The 17,479-nt window shown below is 32.1% G+C and carries 16 protein-coding genes; 9 read left to right on the top strand and 7 right to left on the bottom strand.

From position 1 onward, the window contains the following. Positions 1-65 precede the first annotated feature (65 nt). The 9 genes from X929_RS08630 to X929_RS08590 all read left to right on the top strand — a co-directional run bounded on the left by X929_RS08630 (position 66) and on the right by X929_RS08590 (position 8,813). The gene (locus X929_RS08630) at positions 66-656 is read left to right on the top strand and encodes a DUF2179 domain-containing protein (protein ID WP_103067623.1); all 591 of its coding nucleotides are present in this window, start codon (positions 66-68) and stop codon (positions 654-656) included. A 122-nt stretch (positions 657-778) separates the two neighbouring features. Then, positions 779-1,249: a YbhB/YbcL family Raf kinase inhibitor-like protein gene (locus tag X929_RS08625; protein ID WP_103067622.1), complete on the top strand. Its 471-nt coding sequence runs from the start codon at positions 779-781 to the stop codon at positions 1,247-1,249. A 53-nt stretch (positions 1,250-1,302) separates the two neighbouring features. Continuing rightward, on the top strand, positions 1,303-1,794 hold the full coding sequence (locus X929_RS08620; RefSeq protein WP_103067621.1) for an adenosine-specific kinase: 492 nt from the start codon (positions 1,303-1,305) through the stop codon (positions 1,792-1,794). Positions 1,795-1,833: 39 nt separating this feature from the next. Beyond that, the gene (locus X929_RS08615; RefSeq protein WP_103067620.1) at positions 1,834-2,358 is read left to right on the top strand and encodes a class I SAM-dependent methyltransferase; all 525 of its coding nucleotides are present in this window, start codon (positions 1,834-1,836) and stop codon (positions 2,356-2,358) included. Between the two features lie 11 nt (positions 2,359-2,369). After that, positions 2,370-3,269: a cation diffusion facilitator family transporter gene (locus X929_RS08610; RefSeq protein WP_103067619.1), complete on the top strand. Its 900-nt coding sequence runs from the start codon at positions 2,370-2,372 to the stop codon at positions 3,267-3,269. A gap of 30 nt (positions 3,270-3,299) precedes the next feature. Further along, entirely contained in the window at positions 3,300-3,887 is a 588-nt protein-coding gene (locus tag X929_RS08605) for a YciC family protein (protein ID WP_103067618.1), read from the top strand. A 91-nt stretch (positions 3,888-3,978) separates the two neighbouring features. Further along, entirely contained in the window at positions 3,979-4,485 is a 507-nt protein-coding gene (locus X929_RS08600) for a ferritin-like domain-containing protein (protein WP_103067617.1), read from the top strand. A gap of 87 nt (positions 4,486-4,572) precedes the next feature. Next, a complete protein-coding gene (locus X929_RS08595; RefSeq protein ID WP_103067616.1) occupies positions 4,573-5,697 on the top strand; it encodes an exonuclease SbcCD subunit D in 1,125 nt (374 codons plus the stop codon). After that, positions 5,694-8,813 carry an AAA family ATPase gene (locus tag X929_RS08590; RefSeq protein WP_103067615.1) on the top strand — a complete coding sequence of 1,040 codons (3,120 nt, stop codon included), beginning with the start codon at positions 5,694-5,696 and terminating at the stop codon, positions 8,811-8,813. The genes X929_RS08595 and X929_RS08590 overlap by 4 nt, the downstream gene beginning before the upstream one ends. Before the next feature lie 32 nt (positions 8,814-8,845). Here the strand turns inward: X929_RS08590 and rny are convergent, their stop codons facing one another. The 7 genes from rny to polA form a co-directional block, all read right to left on the bottom strand. Further along, a complete protein-coding gene (gene rny / locus X929_RS08585; protein WP_103067614.1) occupies positions 8,846-10,399 on the bottom strand; it encodes a ribonuclease Y in 1,554 nt (517 codons plus the stop codon). A gap of 2 nt (positions 10,400-10,401) precedes the next feature. Next, positions 10,402-10,872 (bottom strand): regulatory protein RecX, encoded by a 471-nt coding sequence (locus X929_RS08580; RefSeq protein WP_103067613.1) that lies wholly within the window; start codon positions 10,870-10,872, stop codon positions 10,402-10,404. Next, the gene (gene recA, locus X929_RS08575; protein WP_103067612.1) at positions 10,850-11,956 is read right to left on the bottom strand and encodes a recombinase RecA; all 1,107 of its coding nucleotides are present in this window, start codon (positions 11,954-11,956) and stop codon (positions 10,850-10,852) included. Before recA ends, X929_RS08580 begins: the two co-directional genes overlap by 23 nt. Further along, positions 11,949-12,557 (bottom strand): RNA 2',3'-cyclic phosphodiesterase, encoded by a 609-nt coding sequence (gene thpR / locus X929_RS08570; protein ID WP_103067611.1) that lies wholly within the window; start codon positions 12,555-12,557, stop codon positions 11,949-11,951. The genes recA and thpR overlap by 8 nt, the downstream gene beginning before the upstream one ends. 225 nt (positions 12,558-12,782) lie before the next feature. After that, positions 12,783-13,292 (bottom strand): CDP-diacylglycerol--glycerol-3-phosphate 3-phosphatidyltransferase, encoded by a 510-nt coding sequence (pgsA, locus tag X929_RS08565; protein ID WP_103067610.1) that lies wholly within the window; start codon positions 13,290-13,292, stop codon positions 12,783-12,785. Further along, positions 13,289-14,596, bottom strand: coding sequence for a 30S ribosomal protein S12 methylthiotransferase RimO (rimO, locus tag X929_RS08560; protein WP_103067609.1), 1,308 nt, complete (start codon positions 14,594-14,596; stop codon positions 13,289-13,291). Before rimO ends, pgsA begins: the two co-directional genes overlap by 4 nt. Before the next feature lie 183 nt (positions 14,597-14,779). Beyond that, positions 14,780-17,470, bottom strand: a complete 2,691-nt coding sequence (gene polA, locus X929_RS08555; RefSeq protein ID WP_103067785.1) for a DNA polymerase I — start codon at positions 17,468-17,470, stop codon at positions 14,780-14,782. Between the last annotated feature and the right edge of the window lie 9 nt (positions 17,471-17,479).

Raw genomic sequence — 17,479 nt, 5'->3', positions numbered from 1 at the left:
TCTAAATATGATAAGATATTTTGAATTAACAAAAAATAATCAACATTAAAAGGAGTGAAGATATAGTGCAAGTTTCTTCTTTTGTGGATTCTACCTTTTTTTCCCTGGTAATCTTTCCCATTATAATTTTTGCCATGAGGCTTTGTGATGTAAGTCTGATGACAATAAGGATCATCTTTGTCTCGAAAGGGATCAAGTTTTGGGCATCGGTACTAGGATTTTTTGAAATAATGGTATGGCTTATAGCTATTTCTCAAGTTATGAATAATTTGGATAAACCTCTTTATGCGATCGCTTATGCCTTGGGATTCGCTACTGGAAACTATCTGGGGGCTTTTTTGGAAGAGAAAATAGCTATTGGAGTAAATTTAGTACGTGTCATAACCAATAAAGAAGCCCAACCTTTAGTTGATTATTTGAATAAAGAGGGTTTTGGAGTGACGAGTATAGATGCGGAAGGATCTAAAGGACCTGTGAAAATTATCTACAGTGTGGTTAGGAGGAAAGATTTAAAAAAGATTATCGATATAGTTAATGAGTTCAATCCAAATGCATTTTATTCAATCGAAGAAGTTCGTGGTATCAACAAGGGAATTTTTCCTCCACAAAACGTTAATTTCAAATTTAGAAATAAACTCACTAGAAAAGGGAAATAACTGATAAAAGTAGTAGTTTGATTAAAGACATCAGAAGTATAGTTTTTTTATGGTATAATTATAATGTACATTTTTTAGTTGTTAGTTGCTTTTAAATTATCGGTAGAAGGAGGGAAATCTATATGGCTTTAAAAATTTCCTCACCAGTTTTTAAAAACAACGATTATATTCCAAGTACTTATACTTGCGAGGGTAGGGATATCAGCCCTATATTGTTAATCGAAGGAATTCCCGAAAAAGCGAAATCTTTGGCGTTGATAATGGACGATCCAGATGCTCCCATGGGGACCTTTGTGCATTGGGTAGCATGGAACATTGAGTTAGTTGAAGAGATTCCTGAAAGGATCCCAAAAGAATACTCTGTAACTAATCCGCTTTCATTAAATCAAGGGAAAAACAGTGCTCATCAAACTGGATACATGGGCCCTTGCCCTCCTGTTGGACATGGAGTTCACCATTACCATTTTAAACTTTATGCATTAGATACAACGTTGGATTTACCTCAAAATACCAAAAAAGAAGATTTATTGAAAGCTATGGAAGGTCATATAATAGAAAAGGCAGAAATTGTAGGATTGTATAAAAGAGACTGATTTTTTTAGAATTTCTAGAAACACTATTTCAAAAAATAATCAGGAGGTGAAAGATGGATTTAAAACTCGATGTTGTACAGTTATTAATTCCTGAAGATACGAATATAATAGTAGGGCAATCACATTTCATTAAAACTGTAGAAGATATCTATGAAAGTATAGTTACAACGAATCCTTCTTTAAAATTTGGTTTAGCGTTCAACGAAGCCTCTGGTCCGCGTCTTGTAAGATACGATGGGAACGACGATGAATTAATTAAAGTAGCTATCGATAACGCTCAAAAGATAGGAGCAGGTCATTGCTTTGTATTAATTATGAAAAACGGTTTCCCAATAAATATTAAAAATCAACTATTGAATGTTCAAGAAGTACTTAGTATTTTTGCTGCAACAGCAAATCCTCTCCAAATAATTGTAGCTGAAAGTGATCAAGGAAGGGGTATATTAGGAGTAATAGACGGGAATCCCCCAGTAGGTGTTGAAAAAGAAGCTGACAAAGAAAAAAGAAAAACGTTCTTGCGAGAAGTAACAAAGTACAAAAGATGATAAGCTCACTATATAGTTTATTAAGATGAAGGAGAAAGCATGTGGGTATTTTCTATAATTTTAGCTTTATTACTATTCTATTTACTCTTTTTCTGGATAATCCCTTTTTCATTGAAAGGTGCAATATTCGATCCAAGTAGAAAAAAAGATGTTGAAAAGATGTTGGAACTGGCCGAATTAAAAGGAGAAGAGATTTCAGCAGATTTGGGTTCCGGAGATGGACGTGTTGTCATTGCTTTTGCTAGAAAAGGTATACAAGCTCATGGTTTTGAGATAAATCCTTTGCTAGTTTTGATTTCAAAAATAAATATTAGGAGAGCGGGTTTAAAAGGAAAAGCATTCATTCATTGGAAAAACTTTTGGAAAGCAGATTTGTCTAAATTTGATATTATTACAGTTTTTCAAGTGGATTTTGCGATGAATGAACTAGAAAATAAGTTAAAAAAAGAACTCAAGCCTGAAGCAAAAGTAATTTCAAATCAATGGGCCTTCCCAAACTGGAAATATTCAAAATATGAAAACGGTATATATGTTTATGAGTCAAGTGAATTTCCAACAAAATAGAGGATGGTTTTATGGATCTAAATCATGAAGAAGAAAAGGCTCTGGACTTTAAGCTTCTTCTGTCAGTTATACTGAATTTTGGTATAACCATAGCCGAAATATTGGGTGGAATCTTTTCAAACAGTTTAGCTTTGTTATCGGATGCTATACATAATTTGAACGATACTTCTGCAATTTTTATAAGTTATATCGCAAGAGTTTTGTCAAAAAAGGAACGAGACCCAAAAAGAACATATGGTTATAAAAGGGTGGAGACACTTGCCGCTTTTGTAAATACAGAAATATTAATGGTTATTGCTGTTTATTTACTTATTGAAGGTATTAATAAATTATCAAATCCATCGATCATACAAGGTAACATAATGCTAACAGTTGCTTTTATTGGTTTAACAGGAAATCTAACAACCGCTTATTTATTACATTCTGGTTCAAAAACGAATCTAAATATCAAAGCCACTTTTATCCATGTCCTGAGCGATACTATTTCGTCTATATTTGTAATCATTGGGGCATTTTTGATCATTTATCAAAAACTTTACATTATTGATGCTATATTCACTCTTATGATAAGCGGGTATATATTTATAGAAAGTATACCACTACTTAAGAATACTATAAATATATTACTACAAGGAACTCCAACTGATATTGAAATTGATAAGCTGAAAACAAAGTTGGAACAATTCGATTTCGTAAAAGATGTTCACCATATCCACATTTGGACAACCGATGGAAAAGACAAATATATGGAAGCCCATATAAGGCTCCGAGAAAAGTTTAACCAAGATAATTATGAGTTGGATGATTGTATAGATGAATTAAACAAAGTTTTAAAAGAAGAATTTGAAATCAATCATACGACTTTGCAATTTGAAAAAAATAGATGTTTAGAAGAAGAAAAAATTAAATAAGTGTCTTCAAAATTGGAGGGGGGAATACAAGTGAGAATAAATCTAGGTAAAGTTTTTACAGAACCATTTAAAATAGTTGGTAAAAATCCTATCATACTTATACCTGTCTTTATCGGAATTATTTTATCTTTGCTTTTCGATTTAGTGGGATTTATAGGTCCCATAGCTAATTTCGTATCTTCTATTATTATTGGTATCATTACAGTTTTTTTCTTCGCTTGGACAACCATCTTTTTTGACCAATATAAAAAAGGTGAAGAAATAGATCTTAAAAAAAGCTATTCACAAATTAGTCAACTTCTCTTAGAGATAATCGTGCTCTCTATTGTAGTTGGTTTTCTGATATCTCTCGGAACCTTAGCTTTTGTTATTCCAGGATTAATATTAGCTCTTTTCCTAATTTTTTCACCGTGTGCTTTGGTCGTTGACAACCTTTCAGTAACTGATTCTATGAAAAGGAGTTTTTCTTTCGTTTTTAAAGGAGAAAACTTTTTACAAATATTTCTAGTTTTACTGGTTATTTTTCTTTTGGGAATAATCCCTGTTGTTGGACTTTATTTATCAGTTATTTTAGAATTTATCCTTATACCTTACATTTATGTAGAGTATTCAAAATGATGGGCGAACGAATTGCGGGGCGAAGGGGTGCTAAAACAAGTTTTAGAGTTTCTAAAGATATTATTCAAAATAACAGTTGGAGGTGTTTTCTTTGAATCAAAAAAAGGCTCTTGGTATATTAGAATATGCTTTGTCAAAAGAAACAGAAGGAATGCAATTTTACGAATCAAAAGCAAAAACTGTGAAGATTCAACAGGTTAAGGAAACCTTTGAAGATTTAAGTAAGATGGAGAAAGGTCACGTAGATTATATAAGTAATCTTATAAAAGATGTAAAAAGTCACGATTATGTACATTTCTCACAACCCACTGACGTGGGGCAATCTTTTTCCAAAAGAGCTGTCCAAGAAATTGTTTACGGGGGCGATTTTACTGCCGTAAAATCCGATATACCGGTATTAAGAATGGCTTATCTTATCGAAGAAGATTTTATGAATTTCTATAACAAGGCTGCTGAAAGTGTTGAAGACGATGAGTTAAAAAAGATTCTGAATCATCTAGCCGAATGGGAAAAAGACCATAGAGATAGGATTTATACACTCTATCAAAAAATATCCAAAGATTATTGGGAACACATGGATGTTGAACCATTGTATTGAAAGATTTAAACAGGAGGGATGCAACTTGCATCCCTTTTTTAGATCTAATGGTAGAAGATCTAATTATTTAGGTATTCGGAGGTCACCATGAAATTTATTCATACTGCAGATTGGCATCTTGGAAAGATAATATATTCCAATTATATGACTCAGGATCAAAAATATGTATTAGATAATTTTTTGGCATATTTATCAGAGACTCCACCAGATGGACTATTGATATCAGGAGATTTATACGATAGAGGTATCCCCCCTTCAGAAGCAATTAATCTATTGAACGAAGTACTCTCTAAAATTGTTCTCGAATTAAAAATTCCCACATTTATAATCTCGGGAAATCACGATAGCGATGAAAGGCTTGAGTTCTTAAACGGCATACTCTCTAATATGAACCTTTATATCGAAGGTACTTTAAAAAAAGAAGTTAAAAAGGTCACCTTTAAAGACGAGTTTGGTCTCGTTAATTTTTTTATGCTTCCATATGTTGATCCCCAAAAAGCCAGTGATATATTTAAGATAAATTTTGAAAATAAAACCCAGCTTTTGAAGCATTACATAGATAGTATTAATGTGAATGAAGATGAAAGAAACGTATTGATAGCTCATGAATACATAATGGGTGGATTGAATAGCGAATCCGAAAGGCCTTTATCAATTGGAGGAAGCGAATATATTGATCCTTCGATTTTTGATAAATTTGATTACGTTGCCCTTGGACATCTTCATAGACCTCAAAAGATCAAAAATATATATTATTCAGGTTCTCTTTTAAAGTACTCATTCAGTGAAGTAGACCATGAAAAAGGGATGAATCTAGTAGAAATGAAAGAAAAGGGAAGTATAAAAGTTGAAAAATTGAGCTTTAATACTGCCAAAGATATGAAGGTGATAAGAGGATATTTTGATGACATAATGAAAACGGAGAGTTCAGATGATTATCTTCAAATAATATTAGAAAATTCTAAGCCTGTTTATGATGCTATAAACAAATTGAGAGCTAAATTCCCAAATGTTCTATCCCTTGATTTTCCTAATTTAAAAACAAATGATGAAATAAAGACCAAAGATTATAACATAAAGAAAATATCACCAGTTGATCTTTTCGAATTGTTTTACCAAGAGGTCAAAAATCAAAAACTCTCTTTTGAGGAAAAACAGATAGTAACAAGTATTTTCAACGAACTCCTAAAAACAAGTGGTGAAGAAAGATGAGACCCATAAAATTAAAATTCCAAGCGTTTGGTCCTTTTTTAGAAGAGCAGGAAATCGACTTTAACAAATTAAGAAACGATACTTTATTCTTAATTACAGGCCCAACAGGTGCGGGTAAAACAACTATTTTCGATGCTATCTGTTATGCATTATACGGAAATGGGTCGATGTGGGAAAGAGGAGATGCGATAGCAAGGTCTCATTTTGCAGATGAAAACACCGACACATACGTAGAATTTGAGTTTCAATTCAAAGATAAAAGGATAGAAATCTCAAGAACGCCTTCTTACGAAAGAACCAAAAAAGACGGTGAAGGGACCACAAAACAAAATAGTCAAGCTAGTATAAAAATATATCAAAATGGTGAATTGATATTACATGAATCAGGGGTGAAAAAAGTAAATAGTAAGGTAGAAGAATATTTAGCCCTTAACTATGAACAATTCAAACAGATAATAATGATTCCGCAAGGGGAATTCAGAAAGTTTATAACAGCAAATTCAAATGAAAGAGCAGAGATTTTTAGGAAGATATTTGACATAAGTATATATGAAAGTTTTGAACAAAAAATAGACGAGATTTTTAAGAATATAGAAAAAGGATTAAAAGACCAACATCAAAAAATCATAAACATACTAGGATCAGTAAACCTTGAATCAGAAGGATACAAACAATTATTGCAGTTAGAAAGCATCGACCCTGAAAATCTAATCGATCAATTAACAAAGGAAATTAAGAGGAGAGAGACTTCAAAAGAAGAAACTGAAAAACAAAAATTTCAAAAACAAGTTGAACTACAAAAACTAAACACAGATCTTGAAAAGATAAAAAAAGCTAACGAACTAATCGAAAAGAAAGAAACCATAAAAAAAGAGATCGAGGAACTTCAACAAAATTCCAAGTATATTCAAGGAAAAGAAGATCTCCTTAATAGATTAAAGAAAGCAAAAGAGACACTTCCATACGAAGAAAGATACTTAGAATACCAGCAAGAATTAAACGATAAAAAGAACCAACTCAAAAATCAACAAAGTATATTAGATAAAAGTATGGAAAAAAAGCAACGAATCGACGATAAATTACCAGAAATTGAAAAGCAATACCAAAATATATCCGCTGTTGAAAAAGAAATTGAAGATCTCAACCAAAAATTAGATAAATACGTTAAGTACAAAAACTTAATTAAAGAATATAACACAAAAAAGAAACTTTTGGATACAAAGGTTAATGAAAGTCATGAAAAGGATGAGGATCTTTCAAAAGCTCAAGAAAAATTGGAACAAAACGAAAAATATATATCAGAAAACGAAGATATAAACGTTGAAATACTTAAAAACGAAATTAGTACAAATGAAAAATTATTATCTGCAGCCGGCGAATTATTGAAAAAATACACAGAATTGGCTTCCTTATACAGAAAATATCAAGAAATAAAAGAGGAAAAAGAAAAAATAGAGATTGAAATCCAAAACTTAAGAGAAGAACAAAACAAAAAGACTACTGATTTTATAAAATCACAGGCATACCATCTCGCATCCAATCTAAAAGAAGGAGAACCATGTCCCGTTTGTGGATCTACTGTTCACCCTTCTCCTGCCAAAAGTACCGGAAAATTAATAACAGAAAAAGAACTAGAGAAAATCAACCAAAATATGGATAAAAAAGAGAAAGAAAAAATAAAGATACTTAAAAATTACGAAGACGTATCAAACAAATATTCACAAGAGGTATCTTTATTTAAATCGGAATATAAAAGAATCTGTGAAGAATTACAAATTCCCCAAGAAAGTGAGCATATATACACTCATATACAAAATTTAATAAAAATGCTCGAAGATAAATTAAACAAACAAAAGCAAGAATACGAAGAAAAAATAAAAATATACAATAAAGTCAAATCACTGAAAAATATTAATAAAAAAATAAAAGAAGAAATTAAAGAGTTAGAAGAGCAAAGGGAAAAGTTGAGAAAAATTATAGATGAATCGAAATCAGAAATTATAGAACTAACGACTAAAATTACAAATTTCAAAGAACAATTAGAGAACAAAACAGAAAATGGAATAATAAGCGAAATACAAGAAAAGAGAAAATTTATCCAAGGTGTCAAAACCACGTACGAACAAAAAAGAGAAGAATCTAACAGAATCTCAGAAATAATAAACTCTTCAAAAGGAACAATAAAAACTTTAACCGAAGATATAACTAAATTAGACGACCAAGTAAAAAATGCTGAACAAAAGTTTGATCAAATGCTAGGAAAAATGGGACTAGCGAACCAACAAGAATATCAAAGATTAAAAGAACAAATTAACTTAATGGAAAGTTTGGAAGAGGAAGTTCAAAAATATAAAGAAGAATTAAAGGATAAGCAGACTCTTCTTATTGATTTAGAAGAATCCACTAAAAACCTAAAAAAAACTGATGAAACACCTATAGTAAATGAAATAGATCAATTACAAAAGGAAATTGAAGAGTTAATTAAAAAGGAAACAAATTTAGAATATGAAATGAAATATCTGAAAAGCACAAAAGCTAATTTAGAGACAGTAATAAAAGAAATAGAAAGGCAAGAAAAAGAATATTCAATTATAAAGAACTTAAGAGATGTCAGTAAAGGAGATAACAACTCAAGAATCAGCCTTAGTAAATATGTACTAGCATATTATTTCGAAGAAATATTAGCTCAAGCGAATCTAAGATTAAGCAAATTAACAGATGGAAGATATCAGTTGCATAGATCTTCTAAGGTACTTGATGCAAGAAAAAGTGAAGGTTTAGAAATTATGGTTTTCGATATATACACTGGAAAAGAAAGAGAAATAAAGACACTTTCAGGAGGGGAAAGTTTTAAAGCAGCACTAGCTCTTGCTTTAGGATTGGCCAGTGTAGTGCAAAGCGAAGCTGGTGGAATATCTTTAGATACGATTTTCATTGACGAAGGATTTGGCAGCCTAGATACAAACTCTCTTGATAGTGCGATTGAAGTATTAACAGAGTTAAACAGCTCTGGAAGAATGGTGGGCATAATATCTCATGTAAATGAATTAAAAGAAAGGATTAATTCAAAAATCGAGGTAATACCTGGAAAAAATGGCAGCTATATAAGATTTTAAAAAAGACGCCCTTTAAAGGGCGTCTAAGATTTTTAACTTGCATAAGATATACTTCTTTTTTCTCTAATTACGGTTACTTTGATTACTCCAGGATATTGAACCTTTTCCTCTATTTGAACAGATATATCGTGTGCCAATTTTTCTGCGACTTCATCTTCAACTTTATCTGGTTGAACTATTATCCTCAATTCTCTTCCTGCTTGTATAGCGTAAGCTTTATCAACGTACCTAAATGATTTTGCAATCTCCTCAAGTTGTTCGATCCTTCGAATATAGTTTTCCAAAGTTTCTTTACGTGCACCAGGTCTGGATGCCGATAGCGCATCACTTGCAGCAACTAAAACAGCTTCGGGTGTCATCGGGTCAACTTCGTTGTGGTGATACTGTATAGCATTAACTACTTCCAATTTTTCTCCGTATCTCTTAGCAATTTGCCCTCCAACAATAGCATGTGACCCTTCTACTTCATGATCAACAGCCTTTCCTAAATCATGGAATAAAGCTGCTCTTTTAGCTAGTTCAACGTTCAATCCTAGTTCACTTGCCATCATTCCAGCAAATTGTGATACTTCTATGGAATGTTCTAACACATCTTGGCCATAACTGGTTCTAAATTTTAATCTACCTAGAAGTTTAATTATCTCAATATGAGGTTGTTTTATACCTGCTCGAATTACCGCTTCCTTTCCTACCTCTTTTATGTATTCTTGAATTTCATTTTTTGATTTTTCATAGAGCTCCTCTATTCTGGCAGGATGTATTCGTCCATCGGCTACTAGCATTTCGAGTGTCCTTTTTGCAATCTCTCTTCGTAATGGGTTGAATGAGGATATTACAACTATTTCTGGGGTATCATCAATTATCAAATCGGCGCCGGTGAGTTTTTCAAATGTTCTGATGTTTCTTCCCTCTCTACCAATTATTCTACCTTTCATGTCATCTGTAGGTAATGATACGGTTGACGTAGTTATTTCGTTGGTGACATCTGATGCATATCTTTGAATGGCAGTAGTAATAACCCATCGGGCATATTTTTTTGATTCATCTTCGTAATGATCTTTTATTTCTTTGAATTTCTGGGCAATTTCTTTTTCGTACTTATCTCTTGCTTCGTTTATTACTATCTGACGTGCTTCTTCTTCGGTCATTTTTGCGATTTCATTTAATTTCGTCTCTAATTCTTTCTCTAATTTTTGGACATTTTCGTGTTGGGCTTCCAATTTTTCTTTTAGTTTTTCTAGATTCTCTTCTTTTTTTGCTAAGCTTTCTTCTTTTCTTATTAATCTTTCTTCATTGTTTTTAAGCTCTTCTCTTTGTTGCTTTGCTTCTAACTCAAATTGTTGTCTGAGTTTATGTATCTCTTCTCTTGCCTCTAATAATTCTTTTTGTTTTAATCCCTTAGCTTCTTCATCTGCTTTTTTTAACATCTTTTCTATTTCTTTTTGCTTGTTTTTTATTTCAGCTTCCAGTTCTTCTTTTTTCGTTTTTAGTGTAGAAATAACTTTTTTGTTTCCAATATTGATTCCAACAAACAGAGATAAAATAAATATTGCTGCTCCTATAATTATATATACCAAAAATTCCAATTTCAATCACCTCTTAAGTTTTCAATAACACAGTTTATAATGTCTGGCTCAAAACCTCTTCTATACAAGTAAGCTTTAGTTTTGAGAATGTCCTGTTTTCTTTCATAATAATTTTTTGCCAATTCTAAGGCAATTGCATTAATATCTACTTCATTTTTAACTTTTTCAAGGGACTCAGAAATCAAACTTTCCTCTACTCCCAACCGTTTTAGTTCATGGTGTATAAACAAAGGACCTTTTTTGTCTAAAGTTAACTTATCATATGTGTATAGATATGCGAAAAGTTTGTCATCTATCAAACCGCTCTTCTTGCATTTTTCTACCACTTTACCAATAACCTCATCATCAAAGCCTTTTTCTTTTAGACGGGATGAAAGTTCTTTTTCCGATCTGGCACGATATTTTATTAAATTCAATGCAGATTTTTCAGCTGCTTTTTCATCTTTTGGATTAATTTTTTTGTACTTCTTCATTTTTCTCTTTTTTGCTTTTTGAAGAGTTAGATTCAAACTTCTCTATTAGATAATCAGGAATAATTAAATTGTGTTTCTTACGAATCGTATATTCTAAATAATTAAGGATGTCAGGATTTTCCATGAGATAACTAATTGAATTAGTTTTACCTTGCCCTAAGCTGATCTCTTCGCCGTTTTCGTTGATATAGGAGAACCAAGCACCTTTTCTTTGAATTAAATCTTCCTCTACAGCTAGGTTAAAGATATCGTTTTCTTTAGCGATACCGCGTCCAAAAATCATGTCTACGTTTGCCTGCTTAAAGGGTGGAGCCACCTTATTTTTTACAATTTTTAAGGTTGTTTCATTTCCAATTTGATCTTTTCCTTCTCTTATCGCATTACCTTTCCTAACCTCTACCCTTATAGTAGAATAAAATTTTAACGCAATTCCTCCGGTAGTAGTTTCTGGGTTACCATAGACTACACCTATTTTCATCCTTACCTGGTTTATAAATATAACTATAGATTTGGATTTACTTATACTTCCAGCTAATTTTCTTAGAGCTTGAGACATGAGTCTTGCTTGAAGTCCCATGTGGGAATCTCCCATAGCTCCTTCTATTTCTGCTTTTGGAACTAAAGCGGCTACAGAGTCTACTACAATTAGGTCTACTATGTTAGATCTTATCAAAGAATCTACAATTTCAAGGGCTTGTTCACCATAATCCGGTTGTGAAACAATTAATTTGTCGACATCTACTCCTAACTTTTTAGCATATTCAACATCTAGAGCATGTTCGGCATCAACAAATGCGACTATACCGTTCAATTTTTGGACTTCTGCTAAAGAGTGAAGAGCCAGAGTAGTTTTACCTGATGATTCGTTTCCGTATATTTCTACAATTCTACCCCTTGGATATCCACCAACACCTAAAGCTATGTCTAGCGATAAGCATCCACTTGGTACAACTGATATATTGCTATTATCCAATCCCTTACCCATTATCATGACCGATCCTGTTCCATGATTTTTTTCTAATTCTTTAACAAGCTTTTCTAACAATTCATCTTTATTTGTATCTTTAGAATCATTTTTAGCCATTAATGATGACGCCTCCTTCAAAGTCAACCGTGTAGAGTTTTTTATATATAGGGCCTCTCCTTGTGAGTTCAGAAGAGTATATACCGATAGAATTTACGTGTACTTGGATTTGATCAAAAGTTACAGAATTAAGTAGTTCTTTCCAATGGTTAGGATAGGATTTAACTCTTCCGACGGTAATATGAGGTAAAAAGTTGGTATCTTTAACCTCTAATTCTGAAATCTTTAGTACTTTCCTTATTTCTTCATATAGTCCAATTAAGGTATTATCTTCTTCTATTCCCAACCATAATACCTTTGGTTGAGAATCATTTTCAAAGAATCCCATTTTATGAATATTAAAATGAAAAGTAGGAAATCCAGATATTCTTTCACCAATTTTATAAGCCAACTGGGCTATCTTTTCCATTTTTTGATCTCCAAGGAAAAACAAGGTTAAATGGACATTTTTTGATTTTGTCCAATTAGCTTTAAATCCCATCCTTTGAAATCTTTCAATTAAATCATTCAACAACTCTTCTAATTTTTCGTTGGTTTCAATGGCAATGAAGGATCTTAATTTATCGACATTGTAGTTATTTACATTTTTTTGCTGTGTCATATGCTAGGGCTCCTTTCTTTTTAATTTTACTGTTATTAAAAGCGCAAAAACTTGTTTTATTGCTCCTTCGCTTCGAAGCCACCCAGAGCGGGGGAGGGCTACGCCCTGTGACCCTTTTAAAATCAAAATCTTATGAACTAAACTCCTAAGAACCTTAAAAACCATTAAACTCGTCTTTTGCATAAAGTTGTAAAAGTTTGACTTCTGAGTTCTTCAAAATCTTTTTTAAAATTGCTTAACGGTTTTGATAGTGTAATTTACCCCTGATAATAGGCTGATTATAACAGTTAAATAAACCAACGTACTAACTAGAAAGTTCCAAAGCATCAAATATATTACAATGATTAAAGCAATTTCTAAGACGGTTTTTAGTTTACCAAACTTATCAGCAGGAACTACAACATTTTTATTTGCAGCTGCCATTCTTAAACCGCTTACAAAGGTGTCCCTTGATACAATTATTGCAACAAACCATGCAGGCAAAATCCCTACTCCCAACATTGCAATAAAAACGGAATTTATAAGTATTTTGTCAGATATTTGGTCAAAAAACTTGCCGATATCGGTAACCTGCCCTGTTTTTCTGGCAACGTATCCGTCTAACCAATCGGTTAAAGAAGCTATAATAAATAAAATCAATGCTACGATATAAAAAGGTTCGCCAAAGACAGTTAAAATAAATATTGGGATGGCTAATATTATCCTAGAAAAGCTTAGCAAATTAGGTATGTTCATTCAACAATCTCTCCTTCTAGATCATATTCGTATGAGCCAGTAATTCTTACTTTAACGAAGCTCCCTAAAGAGGGTTCTTTGTCACCGTAATTTTTTATGTACACATTCCCATCAATATCTGGAGCGTCTAAATAGCTTCTTCCGATATAAACGTTACCTTCTTTCTCTTCCAAAAGAACTTCTAAAGACTTATCTATATATTTTTCCATGACGTTTTTAGAAATTTCACTTTGAACCGCCATTAATTTATTCTGCCTTTGTTTTTTAAATTGTTCATCAATTTGTTCTGGTAATGTGAATGACTTTGTGTTTTCTTCTTTTGAAAATTTAAAGCTCCCCATTCTTTCAAATTTTACCTCTTTTACAAAATCTACTAACTCTTCAAAGTCCTCAGCTTTTTCTCCAGGAAACCCTACCATTAACGTTGTTCTTATGACGGATGGTTCTTTTCTAATTTTCTCAAATAGTTTTATTAATTCGTTTCTTTTCTTATATCTACCCATACTTTGCAAAATTTTATCAGAGATATGTTGAATTGGAACATCGAAATAATTTAATACCTTTTCATTTCTATGTATGCTTTCTATGATTTCTTCGCTTAAAAAATCCGGATGTAAGTACATGACTCTGATCCAAAATTTCCCTTTTATCTTATTAAGTTTGTCTAGTAAATCAGGTAATGCTTGCTTTTGGTAATTATCTAAGCCGTACAATGTATTATCTTGGGATACAAGAATGATTTCTTTTACACCTTTGGATACCAAAAATTCCACTTCTTCGTTTATTTCTTCAATACTTCTGCTTTTTGGTTTCCCTTTGAACGTTGGTATAGAGCAAAACGCACAATTTCTACTACATCCATCCCCAATTTTTACGTATGCGTAATGTAATTCTGGAATCGCTCTAATTTTACAATCATAAAGAGTCTCAGGAGTATCGTTTTTAAAAAAATATTCACCATTTTCAATTTTTTCGACAATAGTTTTTGGAGATAACACACCGTATAATCCATCTATTTCTGGGACATTTTCGAGAAACTCGTTAAAATACCTTTGAGTTAAGCAACCTGTTGGTATAACTTTTGGTTTTTTGTTATTATCTTTTAAGGATGTATATTCAAATATAGTTTCGATGCTTTCTTTTTTAGCTTCTTCGATAAAACCACAAGTATCGATGAATATGTAGTCAGCAAAATGAGGGTTATTCTCGTATTTATATCCTTTGCTTTGGAGTAATCCTTTCAGGATTTCCATATCTGCATCGTTTTTTGGACAACCCAATTTTACAATGTGAAACTTTTTCATTTGATTCCTCCGTTAATTTCATTATAATATACTGACTTTAAAATCTAATTATATAGCGCCCCTTTGCCCCGCTCCTCACCTTCTTTTTATTTCTAAAGTGTTTATTTTATTATTTAGATTATATCAGATTTTCTTTTAAAAATGAAAATATTTTAATAATTTAGTTATACATATTTATAATTATCATTTTATCCAGTTTTTACCAACACTTATGTCAACTTTTAAAGGTATTTTCAATTTGACAGCATTTTCCATACAATCTTGAACCGTTTTTTTGGTTTCTTCTACGATTTTTTCTGGTAATTCTATTACTACTTCGTCGTGTACCTGAAGTATTAATTTTGCTTCTTTTGGAAGTTTTTTAAACAAATTTATCATCGCCAGTTTCATTATATCGGCTGCGCTTCCTTGGATAGGGGTGTTTATGACTATCCGTTTCAGTTCAGATTTGCCTGTTTTTATGTTTTTCAAAAATCTTTTTCTTCCGAATATAGTTTCGACGTAACCTTTTTGTGTTGCAACCTTTAAGCTTGATTCCTGATATTCTTTGACTTTTTGGTAAGTTTTAAAGTATTTGTTCATAAAATCTTTTGCATCCTCTATTGGTATTTTTAAATTCTCGGCTAATCCATACGGAGATGATCCATACACCAGGGAAAAATTAACTACTTTTCCCACCCTTCTCATGTTGTAGTCGACATCATCTATTTTTATACCAAATATTGCAGAAGCAGTTAGAGCATGTATGTCTTCATCACTATTAAAAGCATTTATTAAAGTTTCATCGTTAGTTAAATGAGCCAAAACTCTCAATTCTATTTGTGAATAATCGGCACTGAGTAGAACGTGATCGTCTTTTTGCGCCTTGACGGTGCTTCTAATTCTTTCTCCATCTTCTTCTCGGATGGGAAGATTTTGAAGATTCGGTTCGCTGCTACTTAATCTACCGGTAGCTGTTCCCGTTTGGTTGAAAGAAGTATGAACTCTTCCAGTTTTTTTGTTAACTAATTTTGGTATAGCGATTATATATGTAGAGAGGAGTTTTTGGTATTTCCTGTATTCTAAAAGTTTTTCTACTAATGGATGCTCATCTCTTAGGGATTCTAAGGAATCTGCATCTGTTGAATATGATCCACTCTTAGTTTTTCTTTTTCCCTTCAATCCTAAGTTTTCAAAAAGTAGTTCCCCAACTTGTTTTGGCGAGTTTGGGTTGAATTCATAACCGGCGATTTTTTTCATTTCAAACATTAACGAACTCAGCTTTTTGTTGTATTCCTCTTCCAGTTTTTTAAGTTCTTTTAAATCAAAATACACGCCATTCATTTCCATTTCTGATAACACATTTATAGTTGACATTTCAATTTTTTCAAACAATTCATTTAGTTCAAATTCTTCTAGTTTAGGCTTTAAAACTTCAAATAATCGATAAGCAATATCTGCGTCTTCTGCAGCGTATTCAACAACCTTTTTCTTATCGATGTCTCCAAGGGTTAACAGTTTGATATCTTTTCCCATAACTTCTTTGTATTTAGTTGTTTTATAATCCAAATATTCTTTGGCGAGATCGTCCATATTGAATCTTCTGCTGTCTGGATTCAACAAATAAGCAGCTATCATACTGTCAAAATATACTTTGTTTAATTCAATTCCATTTACTTTCAAAACGGTCATATCGTACTTTAAATTTTGACCAATGACCTTTTTAGTGTTTAAAAGATTGACTATCTCTTTCGTTATTTCCCATCTGTTTTTTTCTTTGTATAGGTACAAAAAATATCCTTCAAACGGTTTCCAGCTTAAAGCGATTCCTACTATATCTGCTTGATATGGATCAAGAGAAGAAGTTTCAAGGTCAAAAGATATTATTTCGTATTTTTCTAAAGTTTTTAATAGTTCTTTGTAACCTTGTGCGTTATATTCGTAATACTTACCTTTTACTGAATAATCTTTTTTTTCTGCTTTTGTTTCCACTCTTACTTTAGATGAGTCACTAGGTGTATCAGGTATATCTAACTCTTTTAATATTGAGTTAAACTCTAACTTTTTAAGAAAATCTCGTAAATCGTCTCTGAATCCTTGATATATAATTTCTTTATCTTCAAATATTTCTTCTATCGGTGCATCTACCATCAATTGGACTAATTGTTTACTAAGATATGCGGTTTCCTTTTCGCTTTTTAGTTTGTTTTTTGTAGAACCTTTTATTTCATCCAAATGTTGATACAGATCATCTAAACCCTTGTAATTTTGCAACAATTTTTGGGCTGTTTTTATTCCAATGCCTTTTACTCCTGGAATGTTGTCAGAACTATCCCCCATTAAAGCTAGTAAATCAGCGATTTTTTCGGGAGGGACTCCCATCTTTTTTTCCACTTGGTGTGCGTCGTAGTTTACCATTTCTGTTATTCCTTTTTCTGGCCTCAATATATGCACATTATCCTTAACAAGTTGCATCATATCTTTATCAGACGTGATTATATAAACTATATCGTACTTTTTTTTCTTTTTTGAAACTATTGTGGCTATAACATCGTCGGCTTCATAATTATCCATAGCAACTAATTTTACACCTAATTTTTCCACCAGTTCGTATATGTATGGGATCTGTTGTATATATTTTTCAGGTGTTTCTGGCCTTTGAGCCTTATAGCTTTTTAATAATTCATTTCTATAAGTGGTGGTTTTTTTGTCCATAACAAATATTACTGAATCCTCGCCTTTTTTAACGTACTCTTTGAGTAACTTTAATAGCATTCGAGCTACTCCATAAATGGCATTTGTCGGCAAACCATCAGAAGTGCTCATCCAGTCTCCCAGTGCAAAAAAAGCTCTATATGCTATTCCCGAGCCATCTATTAAATATAAATTTGCCACGTGAAACAC

Origin of the sequence: Petrotoga olearia DSM 13574 (assembly GCF_002895525.1) — a bacterium.
Lineage (GTDB): Bacteria > Thermotogota > Thermotogae > Petrotogales > Petrotogaceae > Petrotoga > Petrotoga olearia.
This window is presented reverse-complemented; position numbering and strand designations above follow the sequence as displayed.